The 12,225-nt window shown below is 41.9% G+C and carries 13 protein-coding genes; all 13 read right to left on the bottom strand.

Annotated features, from left to right (window positions below):
• The coding region (locus AC1DWN_RS17675; protein ID WP_477560220.1) for a toxic anion resistance protein at nucleotides 1-1,053 on the bottom strand (1,053 nt) is incomplete at its 3' end.
• A 17-nt stretch (nucleotides 1,054-1,070) separates the two neighbouring features.
• Nucleotides 1,071-1,793, bottom strand: coding sequence for a hypothetical protein (locus tag AC1DWN_RS17670; protein WP_477560219.1), 723 nt, complete (start codon nucleotides 1,791-1,793; stop codon nucleotides 1,071-1,073).
• A 124-nt stretch (nucleotides 1,794-1,917) separates the two neighbouring features.
• Complete coding sequence (locus AC1DWN_RS17665) at nucleotides 1,918-2,931, bottom strand: ATP-grasp domain-containing protein (protein ID WP_477560218.1); 1,014 nt, start codon at nucleotides 2,929-2,931, stop codon at nucleotides 1,918-1,920.
• 20 nt (nucleotides 2,932-2,951) lie between these two features.
• On the bottom strand, nucleotides 2,952-3,773 hold the full coding sequence (locus tag AC1DWN_RS17660) for an HAD family hydrolase (protein WP_477560217.1): 822 nt from the start codon (nucleotides 3,771-3,773) through the stop codon (nucleotides 2,952-2,954).
• Entirely contained in the window at nucleotides 3,770-4,867 is a 1,098-nt protein-coding gene (locus AC1DWN_RS17655; protein ID WP_477560223.1) for a cysteine protease StiP family protein, read from the bottom strand. Before AC1DWN_RS17655 ends, AC1DWN_RS17660 begins: the two co-directional genes overlap by 4 nt.
• A gap of 59 nt (nucleotides 4,868-4,926) precedes the next feature.
• Entirely contained in the window at nucleotides 4,927-6,291 is a 1,365-nt protein-coding gene (locus AC1DWN_RS17650; protein WP_477560216.1) for a phosphoribosyltransferase family protein, read from the bottom strand.
• A complete protein-coding gene (locus AC1DWN_RS17645; protein ID WP_477560222.1) occupies nucleotides 6,233-7,381 on the bottom strand; it encodes an HpcH/HpaI aldolase/citrate lyase family protein in 1,149 nt (382 codons plus the stop codon). Before AC1DWN_RS17645 ends, AC1DWN_RS17650 begins: the two co-directional genes overlap by 59 nt.
• 178 nt (nucleotides 7,382-7,559) lie before the next feature.
• Nucleotides 7,560-8,351 carry a TerC family protein gene (locus AC1DWN_RS17640; protein ID WP_477560215.1) on the bottom strand — a complete coding sequence of 264 codons (792 nt, stop codon included), beginning with the start codon at nucleotides 8,349-8,351 and terminating at the stop codon, nucleotides 7,560-7,562.
• Nucleotides 8,352-8,376: 25 nt separating this feature from the next.
• A complete protein-coding gene (locus AC1DWN_RS17635) occupies nucleotides 8,377-9,663 on the bottom strand; it encodes a TerD family protein (RefSeq protein WP_477560214.1) in 1,287 nt (428 codons plus the stop codon).
• 75 nt (nucleotides 9,664-9,738) lie between these two features.
• Nucleotides 9,739-10,317, bottom strand: a complete 579-nt coding sequence (locus AC1DWN_RS17630) for a TerD family protein (protein WP_477560213.1) — start codon at nucleotides 10,315-10,317, stop codon at nucleotides 9,739-9,741.
• 32 nt (nucleotides 10,318-10,349) lie between these two features.
• Complete coding sequence (locus AC1DWN_RS17625) at nucleotides 10,350-10,928, bottom strand: TerD family protein (RefSeq protein ID WP_477560212.1); 579 nt, start codon at nucleotides 10,926-10,928, stop codon at nucleotides 10,350-10,352.
• A 76-nt stretch (nucleotides 10,929-11,004) separates the two neighbouring features.
• Nucleotides 11,005-11,580, bottom strand: a complete 576-nt coding sequence (locus tag AC1DWN_RS17620; protein ID WP_477560211.1) for a TerD family protein — start codon at nucleotides 11,578-11,580, stop codon at nucleotides 11,005-11,007.
• A 46-nt stretch (nucleotides 11,581-11,626) separates the two neighbouring features.
• Nucleotides 11,627-12,220 carry a TerD family protein gene (locus tag AC1DWN_RS17615; protein WP_477560221.1) on the bottom strand — a complete coding sequence of 198 codons (594 nt, stop codon included), beginning with the start codon at nucleotides 12,218-12,220 and terminating at the stop codon, nucleotides 11,627-11,629.
• Nucleotides 12,221-12,225 lie beyond the last annotated feature (5 nt).

Below are 12,225 nucleotides of genomic sequence, written 5' to 3'. Positions count from 1 at the left end.
CGGATTGGCATTTGATGCTGCTTGAATACCTAGTCGTTGTCCAACTTGCTGATTGATTTGGGTCATTTTCTCTGTTTGCTGCGTTGCGGTTTGAATAATGAGACGGTTTGAGTTCTCGTATTTATCCATAGCTGAGAAAAGATCCGTCATAGCACGTTCAATCAATTCCATGCTCATCGCAGGCTTTGTAAGTGCTTGATTCGCTTTATCGCTTGTCTCATTTAATAGACGAGCATTTTCAGCGAATTGATTGCCTAACATTTCATTTGTTGAATTGACCGCCTCAATTGCTTTCATCTGATCATCAATCGCACTGGCAATGAGAACCGATACAGACATCAGATGCTGCGTCTTATCAATGGAGCTGTCCAATGCATCCATCAGCTTATCATTCGTGTCATTAATAATATCCGTTGCTGCAATCGCTTGCTGATATAACATAATCATTTCCGTATACGTTTGAATTTTAGTGACTACCTTCCGTAGTCCGCGCTCTAAATGCGTCTTCCGGTGCTCGTTTTCAGGCTTGGCAATTTCCTCTTCAAACATCTGTCTAAGACGTGATCCATACTCAACCAGCAATTGAAGATCATACACATTATCCAAGCTGCTCCGCTTCAAATTCCGCATATGAACAACATTCTCTTCGAGATTGTCACGGCCGTCACGAAGTGACTTTACAATCACTTGAACATTTGTTTTGGCTGATTGGTATTTGTAAATGTAGTTCTTCATCGGTGTTTTACGCATAATCTTTTGCACGAGTGAAAGCTGCTTACTTTTGCTTAGATCTTCAACCTCAGTCCGCAGCTTCAACATATTGTCCGCTACTTCTGTCCGTTTCCCTGACATCAAATCCGAAAGCGGTCTCTCCAGCATCGTTAGCGTCTGTCCAGAGCGCTCCAATGTTTTCTGACCCTTCTTAGTGATTTCATCCATCAACGTATCCAGATTCATAACATCGGTTTCAGCAACCTTTTGCATGGTCATCTGTACTTCTTGCTCGAGCTTTGAAATATCTTCATTTTTAATTTGAACCAACTGCTGCGACATGAACATTTCCCCCTCTATTAATCATTAAGTCTATATCGCTGCTGTATTAGCTCTGCTTTTGTATGCAGCTCCATAAGATCCTTTTGCTCAATTGTCTTGGTGTAAAATGTCAGTTTTGAGTCGATATCCTTAATTCCATCGAGCAGCAGCCGGCGATTTTGACGCTTCGCTTCACCGCTGAGTCTTAGGAATGGATTGATCGTAGAATTTAAATCCTTTCTAACCAGTCTAACAATATTGTGATTGATTCTTTCGTCTCCCAAAGCGACTAAATCTGGCACAAGTCGGTTAAGACGCGTTAACAGAGCTAATGTCTTCTGTACGATTTCATCATCCAGGTTATTATGTTCGCCCTCCAAAAGAATCATATCTTCAATGACTCCAATGTATTCAAGGGCTGACGCGAGCTCTGGATCGATAATTTGCGCAGGTTTAGCAGCGGCTGCAACAGCTGCATTCGAGCTTTGCGTGACAGCAGGCTGTTGTTGCTGCTGATATTGAAACTGTTGTTGCTGTTGTTGATCATGAGGCGTTTGGTTTTGCAGATTGCTTGACAGCTGTTGCTGTGCTTCCGATTCCCGCTTATATTCTTGCAGTCGCTTCACACTTCGTTGCCTCATCGCAAGAGAAACAAATAGGCCAATCGCTGGTATAGCAATTGCTACATAAGCAGAAGTGAACCAATAAGCCACGATAGCAAGAACATAACTGACTACGGTAATGATAATGGATTTTTTCATCTCGTTGACGTGACACCTCCATCGTGAATTTATGCTGTTTCATGCTGTACAATCATTCATACGTTACATTCGACTCACGTTTTCATCTATCACTATCAATTATCTCGTTTTTGGTACACGTAAGTCAATTCATAATTACTGCTTGCTCAATATAGCCCGATTTAATACCAAATTCGGGAACTGGCGTCGCAATTGTTTTTCCTAAAGCAGCTTGGATAGCCAGATAAGGCATATTTATACCGGATAGGCAGGTTATAAAAAGCCCCCCAGACATTCGCGGGTTAATCTCAAGCAGCTTAGGAATCCCATTGTTATATTTCACTTGAATATTAAAGGCATAAGGAATTCGCAGTTCCTTGGCAATTCGCTGAGAGATTTCAAGAAGCTCAGGCACTGCTTCAAGCAAATAGACTCGTCCAGTTGACTTTCGACGCGGTATAGCGGTAATCAACTCTCCTTCTTCCGTTGCAACGCAATCAATACTATACTCGGATTCCTCAAGCATCTCCATGACCATTATCGTGTCAAATCGATCAGTTAGGGAAAGGGTTTCATACGCTTGCTTGAACGTTGTCGATAGCGATACATAGCCATAAAGCTCCTTGAGCGGATCACGATCATTATCTATAATACGAAAGCCCATACCGCCTTCTGATTTTGTTGGTTTAAAACAAACCTTATGTCCTGCCGCCGTGAGCTCTTCATAGGCCTGCTTAAATTCAGCTGCTGTATTTGCAATACGATAATCTGGAATCGTTACTAGATTCTTATCTGCCAGCGAAGCATAAAACTTGTCCTTCTCAACCATGGAATCAAGTAAGGGAATATCACGACAAACCATTACCTTCGTGCCTATCTCGTCAAATAAATGAGCATAGCGAGATATTTCCTCCATGTGTAAACGCGGAATAAAAACATCAATTAAATGTCTCTTGCAGAAGTCTACACAGAACTGGACATACTCTAAACCTTCAAGCGCTGGCTCTGTTTCTGCATGATCTGCTGCTTGCAGTGACATATGATTGATGTCAGGATGGGTGCCATAAAACTTAAACTTCTCACCATCCGCATTATTTCGAATCATATTAATATAGTGGTAAGCTACTGAGAACCAGCGATTCAAATAAATACGTGTCATTTATATGACCTTCTTTCATTCTATTTATCATTCAACGAATACTGTCGTCTGTCCTCGGCATGCTTTAAAATAATATCGAGCAATTCTTCGGTAGCCCAAGCACCCTTATGCTTCGTGAATTGAATATGCGGATGTGAGGCATAGGTTCGTCTCAGCTCGCCATGCGAGGGTGAGATGGCATAATCGGCTGCAAGCAATAAGCTCTCATCCAACAGACTATCACCTGCGGCATAGATGTACCTTGAGCCTAACTTCTCGTTAACATAAGCAATAGCAGCGCCTTTGCTCACTTTCTCAGGCACCAAATAAATTTTTCTGCCTTGAAGTGAATAGCTCCAGCCAAGATTTGCGATCTGCAGTCTAAGTTCATCCAATGATTCTAGCGGCAGCTGATCTCTTTCCACTACGATGGAGTAAAACAAATCATCACATAACGTTGACGATTTCACCCAATGTGATTCGGCAATTTTATTAAACAAATCAATAATCTCTGTGTGCTCGGCACAATGCGATTTCACCGATTCGCGGACTACTTCGTTCCATTCTTGATCCGTTTGATCATTCATAAGTACAGTTCCGCCATTACTCACTATGGCATAACGGGGCCGAAACTGCTCCCTGATTTTAAAAATCCGATTATATTGCGCTGGAATTCGTGTCGTAACAGGAACAAACTCAACAAGCTGCTGAAGCTCTTCCATTTTCTCCATTGCCAGCTTTGTCATATAGGATATATATCTGCCTTCGTATAACTCGACCGGCACCATATCCTCCAAAGAAATGTCTCCTTTGGACCTCTCGGAGTAAATCAAGGTTTGATCTAAATCACTTGCGAATATCATTCTTTCTCCCCCTTAAGGGGCTGAATAATACCGCAGCACGTATAGCTCATTTGTGGATATTCTACTACGGGCACACCCCGTTCATTAGCTAATAAGAGAATATGCTTCAAATTCGGGTTATCGAGACGATTCACAAGTATTTTCCAAGGGATTCTGCGAAGTAGTACGCGTGTAGTTTCTCCTACTCCCGGCTTTACCAAGTTAACGTTGGATATTTGAAAGTCTTCTTGAATACGTTGAATATCCTGCATCCCTTGCCATGTAATTCGAGTCTCTTCCTCATCTGAAAGCAGCTTGTTTGCTTCTGCCTTTGCACTTATTTCGATTCGCTCAAAGTGTGAGCAAATGGTATCTACGAATAAATTAGATACGTCTGACTTCATCCAGTCCTTATAAAATTTAGCGCCATGGAAATCATCAGCTAAAATAAGGTCATCCCTTAATACGGTTCGGCTTATTAAGCCAGACACGGTTGAATTCAAGCAGGCGCTCGGAATCAAAAAATCCTCTCTCGTACCGAAAGTGCTCGAGCAATATCCTGGATCTGCTAATACAGCAAGATCATCATTGAGACGCACATCATATTTTTTCTCAAACTCGGCGCATCCTTCAATCAGTACCTTGCTAATCGCTCCCTTGCCCGTCCAGCCGTCAACAAATTGAATACTCGCTTGCGGATGGTTCTCCGTCATATACAGAAGCGCATTCTCATCAATTCCCTTGCCCCGAATAATAGAAATGCTGTAGTGAGGAAGATCGTGATCATAAACCTGCTTGATATAACGCTTAATCAATACACCTACTGGAGTGCCTGCTCTAGCCAAAGAAGCGAGTACAATGTTAAACCCTCTTTTCTGAACGATCAGCTCTGACACAATTCCAACTGCTCTTGCGATTCGTTCGGCGTAGTCACCAAGTGTTTGATGGAACAACTCCAAATACTCGGCAGTAGGCTGATATTCTATAGGCAGGCTCTCCGAATAATGTCCTCCGGATTGCATCGACTCTTCCCTGTCTTCAGTTGGCTGTTCCAGCTGGACGTCACTAAGATCCTTTAGAAGAAAAATAACATCTTCCTGCTTGTAGCTTCCCATCGGTGTAGGAGCGGCTATTTTTGGGGCATAACGGTTAGTAGTCAATAAACGCTCCTCCTTTAAGTGCTGCTATAAACGATATGGATATTCGGAATTTCCAGCGATAAAAGAGCTTGCTGCAGCTGCTCTAGCTGATCAGAAGCCACCTCTCGTTCCATGAAGAGAAACATCTGATCATAATGTCCTGGCGGAATATTATACATAAAATTCATGACGTCGGCATGCTCAGGCGACTTAAATTTATAAGCAGAGCGAACAGCATAAGCAGGGTTGGAATCGGGATGTATCGGACTGCGAGTGCTCGACTGATACGATACATCTCCTGCCAGCTTTGCAGCTATCAGCATTGGAATAAACATAAACTCACCGGTTCCCATACAAAGCAATTTGCTTCCGGTTCTATATGAACTTAGATAATCTGCTGCTTGATTCACTTCATCGTTTAAACTATTATTTTCCTCGGCAGTGATACCGAAGCGTCCTGTGTGCGCAACATAAGCTACTCCCTTATCCTTAGCTGGATGATGTGCAAAATAAGGATCTAAACGAATAGAAGAAATACTTGGTTGTACAGCAGGCTTATCCTTTTTATCTTCAAGATAAGTTGTTTCAATAGGTGATCCCGTCAAAGTAATTTGTCCGGCTACTAAAGATAAGCATTGAATGCTTACGCCGAGCTCGTTCTCCTTGCTATGAAATTGCTCTATATCCGCATTGGAGCGCCAATCTAGAAGGCTTGCTACCACATAGCTTTTTTTACCGTATCTGGCATGCAGGTCACTAATAATATTTAGTGTAGTTTTACCAGTAGTCATTTCGTCATCGATTAAAATAATGGTTTCTGCATCCTGAAAAATAGAAGGGTCACTGGCATAACAACGATGAGTTGTCGCGTGTGAATGCTCCTCTTCAAAATCGATGCATGAGCTCATATAGGCAATACTCTCTCTTGTCGTATGAAGAAAAGAAGCATTGCCCTCAAAGAAATCAAACATGCTGTGACCGAGCGCTGTTGCTGTTTCTGCGAATCCTATAAAAAGTGTTTTATCCTTAATCAACATTTTGTTCTGTTTCAAATAATCAAAAATTTCACTTGCTGCCTCTGGCGCTTCGAAGGCTTTTAAAAGTTGTTCCATGCGAAGGGGAAGGGGTTCATCTCTGAACTGCTGATACAACAATCCAAGCGCTGCTCCTGCTAGTAGAGACACATGTGGTCTTACAGGAATATGCTTACCTAAAACCTTGCTGACAAAGAGAAAGCTGCGTTTTTTATTCATTCTAGCTGCCATATTGAAGAGTGAATCAAGCGGAATACGGAAGGGATTATTCGTAACTTCTATAGTAATGTTTAAATCGCCTATAATATTATACGATTGCAGATTCTCGTTCTTCTGATAGAAGACAGGTGAAGTTTTGGTTTTCATTTAGCACCCCATAAATTTTCGATCGCATCATAATTCGTTTTGCCCATGTCATATGCGGTTTGAACTCATTCATCTTATTGGAATATTGGCTCTTCATAACGCCTAGGTCGCCCTTGCTATTCTCTAGGATGTGCAACGCATCCATGTATTCTTCATGTGTAACAACAAACATCGATTGTACCGGCTTAATATGGGTAGGATGAATAATTGTCTTCCCATGAATACCGTTTTCCTTATCCATTGCCACTTCTCGGATTAAACCATCTACATACTTATCAATATAAGACATTCGGAGGAGGCGTCCGTTGTGACGTCCCATACTTTCCTCGAAAGGTGTTTGCCTTAGCTGCGGTTTGAATACACGATCACTCTTGAAATACTCCCAAACCGGACCCGAGATCACATAATTATTGTCCATCCGTCCAAAAACATTAACAATATCAGCTATACAATCTCTTATAACGCCAATATCATAGATTGTATTATCTGGACTTCTTCTCAGTCCAAATAAGCTGGAAAAATCCGTAGCACCGATACGCACATTCAAAACATATTCCTTATACTTGTTTAGCAGCTTGGATAGTCCTAGCAGTGTTTCCATTCTCGTCTCGCGATAAATGACCTCAGCGCTTTCCAATATTGGCATACCATAAAGTGTCGGGCTCGCTGCCTTCTTTCGCTTGTTGTACTCGGAAATAAGACTGAGGTACTGTCCTCCGGTCTCAATGTTGAATTTCGGAAAAACGATACCAGTAATATACTGAATTTCATCACCAAAGAAAGATAATAACCGTTTTAACTGTTCTATAGAACGTACACGAATGAACATTAGAGGAATATTATCTGGGCTTAACACTCCTCCTGCTATATACTGACTGATCTTTAGCAGGGTTTGCTTTAATGTTTCTTCCGCTTGCATAATTTGATTATCGCCGATGGCATCTTCGAGGTCTATTACCATAGACACGAGTCCTTCGTGTTTTGACGCTACTAAATCATTGGCTATGTTATCCTTGGTTGCCGGCATATACAAAGCGGCGCCAATGGCATGAGCAATTACTTCCTTGTCCGAATAATTATTGAAATTCATCGGTAGTGAATAAAAGAAGGACTGTTCTTCTTCATGGGTAATATAGTTAAAATACCTCAAAGGTCATTCCTCCTTATAATGGCGATAATGAATCGTCATGAATATGAGATGTAAGAGTAAAAAATACCCCTCACGGTCAAATGAGGGATATTTCGTCAAGCTGTTTATGTGCGATTACTTAAGCTGTTTTGTTCTCACGTTTTTTACGAAGTGAGCTGAAAAATATCGTACCGCCAAACACAGCGATTACTAAGCTAAAGAACCATACGTGCGATACATGAAGGCCATAAGCGCCGGCAATCATTTTTACACCAATAATAATAATCAGAATAAAAGCTGCTTTCTCAAGCTCAGGGAACCTATCTATTAACTTAAGGAATACTTGCGCGACACCACGCATCATCAGTACGCCGAATATACCACCTAAGAATAGAACCCAAACCTCTTCACTAACACCAAAGGCAGCTAGAACGCTATCGATACTGAATGCAATATCCATAATTTCAACGGCCAAAACTGTGCGCCAGAAGCCTAATCCTTTGTTTTTAACTTCCGACTCTTCTTCAACGCCTTTTTTGCCAATATACGGTATTAAGGGAATATTGCCAACACGAGCCAACTTGAACTCGAGATGGAAGAGATTACTTAAAGCAATCCAAAGTAGATACAGACCACCCGCTACTTTAATCCACGTAATTTGTACGAGATATACCCCTACACCGATTGCAATGAAACGGAATATATATGCTCCAATGATACCATAGAGCAATGCTTTCTTCTGCTGCTCCTTAGGCAAATGCTTAACCATTACGGCAAGTACTAAGGCATTATCCGCTGATAGCAACCCTTCCAAGAGTACTAAGGTAAATATAATTCCCCAGCTGGCTGGATCGGTAAGTATCCCCGAAAGGTTTTCCCAACTAAAGAAAGCTCCGAAATTTGCAAATAGATTTTGAATAAAATCAGCCATTTACGTAATCCTCCAAGTGTGACTATTATTTACTGCCCTGGACCCATTTGAGACCCCAATCATACGCCTCGTCTAACTGTTTGTGTCCTGAGAAATACTGAACCAATCGCTTGATGCTAAACGTCTCATCATTCACATTTTCAATCATTGCGATTGCGCACATACCCATACGGTTATTATGCTCGTCCATTCGTACTTCAATTTCTGGACCGCCAGTTTGTTTAATTGTTACAACACCAGCAGCTTCAGCCCAGTTAGTCGCACCTTCATAAATATACGCGTAAACGACCACACGTTTAAAATCCGTGAGCTTATTTCCATTAATACGGAGGTTTTCACCTGTTGTAATGGAGCCCGTTCGATCGTCTCCGTCCAGAGACACATATGGAGCTCTCGTGAAATCACCAAAGCTGTTCCCAAGCGCTTGAACAGAACCCTTCATGCCGTTCTTTAATTCAAACAGACAGCCGATATCCAGATCCACGCTATTTGAGCGTCCAAAAAAACCGGTTGATTTTTTTTGAGTCCAGTTTAGATTAACGACTATCTCACCAAGCGACCCGCTACCCTTTTGGAGATTAATAACATCTCCGCGCTTCTTCAGAGAAATCTTGCTCAGACTTATCGTTGGAGCACTTGGTACTATTGGTGCTGATGGTGCTGGCGGTACTATTGGTGCTGGTGCTGGTGGTGGGGTTGGAGCCGCTTTGGGCACAGGAGGTTCATCTGGCGCCTTAGAATCAGCCTTTACCTCAACGCCAAAGCTCGTGCAAAGAGCGCCTAGTCCACCGGAATAACCTGATCCAATGGCGTTAAACTTCCACTCGCCATTGTATCTATATAAATCTCCGACAACAATAGCAGTCTCTATGGAGAAGTTTTTTCCAAGGTCATAACGCACAATTTCACGTCCAGTTCCTTCGTCAATAATGCGTATATACGTATCATCAACGTCCGAAAAACTTTGTTTTCTAACTTCTCCGTCATAAATAGTCAAAGTAAAAGAAATTCGTTCAATTTCATTTGGTACCTCATTCAGACGGATCAGTACTTGCTCCTGATCAGTTTTTCCTGCGATATTCCGTTTGTTCGCACCAGACAGTTCAATTGAACCGCGAGCTTCTTTAGGATTACCATAAAAAATTAAATCACTATCACCGGCTACTTTGCCGTTCGAACGTAAAAGAAATGCTGAGAAATCAACATCGATGCCAGTTCCGCTTCGCCATCCCATGCCAATAAGAAGGCTTTTAAATGAAGGATTATTTTTCGTGATATCTGCTTTTTGTCCTTTAGATAAAGACAACTCCATGCGTAAACCGCCCTTCTCAGTGGTAGGATAGGGTGACATAAGCGCTTATGTAATGCCACCCCTAAAAATTGTGTATTACACTGAAAGCCCATAATTTCGGCAAAGAGCAGCTAAACCACCGGAGAAGCCTGACCCAATCGCTTGAAACTTCCAGTCTGCTCCATGCCTATATAACTCACAAAACACGATAGCTGTTTCGACTGAAAAATCTTCTCCAAGATCATATCGAAGGATTTCTCTACCCGTCATTTCATCAACTAATCTAACAAAAGCATTAGAGACTTGTCCGAAATTTTGCTGACGACCTTCTCCATCGTGAATCGTAACCGATACTCCAACTCGAGAAATTTGATTCGGAACCTTCGAGAAATCAATTTTAATTTGCTCGTCGTCTCCATCTCCCTCTCCGGTACGATTATCGCCTGTATGCTCCACAGCCCCATTATAGGCAATAAGATTGTTATAAAACACAAAATCCTTTTCATCTTGTGCCTTACCGTTCTGATCCAAGAGAAACACACTGGCATCGAGATCAATTTCTCCGCCACCAGTATATTTATTTGTGTCCCAGCCCAAGCCGAGAACGACTTTTGTAAGACCCGGATTGGTTTTGGTAAGATCAATACGTTGTCCTTTAGAAAGGTTTATCGACATGGTTGGTAATCTCCTTCGGATTCAAAGTTAAATTACGTTGAAACACCAAAATCAGTACATAGTCCTTCTAGTCCATTTTGATAGCCGCTGCCAACCGCGCTGAATTTCCATTCCGTATTGTGGCGATAAAGCTCTCCAACTACAACAGCTGTTTCTACAGAGAAATCTTCTCCAAGATCATAACGGATTAATTCTTCGCCAGTATCCTCATTAAGTACACGGACATAAGCATTTGCTACTTGTCCAAAGTTCTGATTGCGATTTGCTGCATCATGGATCGTAATACAAAATGCGACTTTCTGAATATCAGCAGGAACGGCAGGCAAGTTAATTTTGATGCTCTCGTCGTCGCCTGTTCCTTCACCACTCTGATTGTCGCCGGATGATACGATTGAACCATTCGAATTGGATTTATTATTATAAAAGATAAATTCCTTCTCACTGTTAACTTTCCCTGAAGCATTTAAGCAGAACGCCGTTGCATCGAGGTCAAAACCACTGCCGCCATCGTATTTATTAACATCCCAGCCAAGTCCTACAGTAATTTTGGACATACCCGGATTGGACTTCGTAAGATCGACCTTCTGACCTTTAGATAAATTTACTGGCATATAAATGCCTCCTTATAGGGTAGGTTGTCCATAAAAAGGGCCGCCAAAGGCGACCCTCAGCTACTCATTCGTTAGCTTAAGCAAGACCATAGTCGCGAACAAGACCCGATAATCCGTCTTGGAATCCGCTGYCGACTGCACTAAATTTCCATTCGCCTGAATGACGGTAAAGCTCTCCAACGACAACAGCCGTTTCTACAGAGAAGTCTTCTCCAAGGTCATAACGAAYCAATTCTGTACCACTTTGCTCATCAACGATACGAACGAAAGCATTGGATACTTGTCCAAAGTTTTGGCTGCGCTCTGCACCTTCATGGATCGTAATGCAGAATGCAATCTTTTCTGTTTCAGCAGGAACAGCAGACAAATCGACATTAACTTTCTCATCATCGCCATCACCCTCGCCAGTACGGTTGTCACCAGTGTGTAAGACAGAACCGTTAGCGTTTTTCGGGTTATTGTAGAAAATGAAATCAGCTTCGGAATTCGCTTTTCCTTGTGCATTCAAGCAGAAGATTGATGCATCAAGGTCAAAGTCTTTACCGCCATCATACTTATTAGTGTCCCAGCCAAGACCAACTGTAATTTTTGATAGACCTGGATTTGTTTTCGTTAGATCGATTTTTTGACCTTTTGATAAACTAATAGCCATTTTGGAATGCCTTCTTTCTAATTTTTAATTGTTTGTACGAATTTACTTATTTGTACTGACGAGCAAAAATGTCTACATGGGCAGCATGAGTGCCTTCGCCAATCGCATTAAATTTCCATTCGCCGTTATGACGGTAAAGCTCTCCGACAACCAGCGCCGTTTTACCTGAATAATCGTCAGACAGGTTGAAACGGATTAACTCCTGATTGTTAGACGGATTAACGATGCGAATATATGCCGATTTGATCATGCCAAAGTCTTGCTTGCGCGCTTCACATTCGTAAATGTTTACTACACAAAGAATTTTTTGAACTTCAGCCGGTACGCGATTAAGTTCAACAATGATCTGTTCGTCATCGCCATCACCTTCACCTGTAATATTGTCACCAGAATGAACGACAGTATTACAACCGCTTTGCTTATTATAGAAGCAGACGAGACTTTTCTCGCCGCTTAGTTTGCCATTAGCATCTAGAAGTAGCGCTGAAGCATCGCAGTCCACGTTAGCCGCTTTCTTCATACCGAAGAAACCGCTTTTCGCTTGCAAAGGATCCCATCCCAAACCAACGATAACTTTGCTGAGGCCTGCATTTCCTTTTGTTAAATCAACCTTTTGACCTTTTACGAGAGAGATAGCCATAGTAT

The organism is Paenibacillus sp. P4_A7 (assembly GCF_056402455.1).
This window is presented reverse-complemented; position numbering and strand designations above follow the sequence as displayed.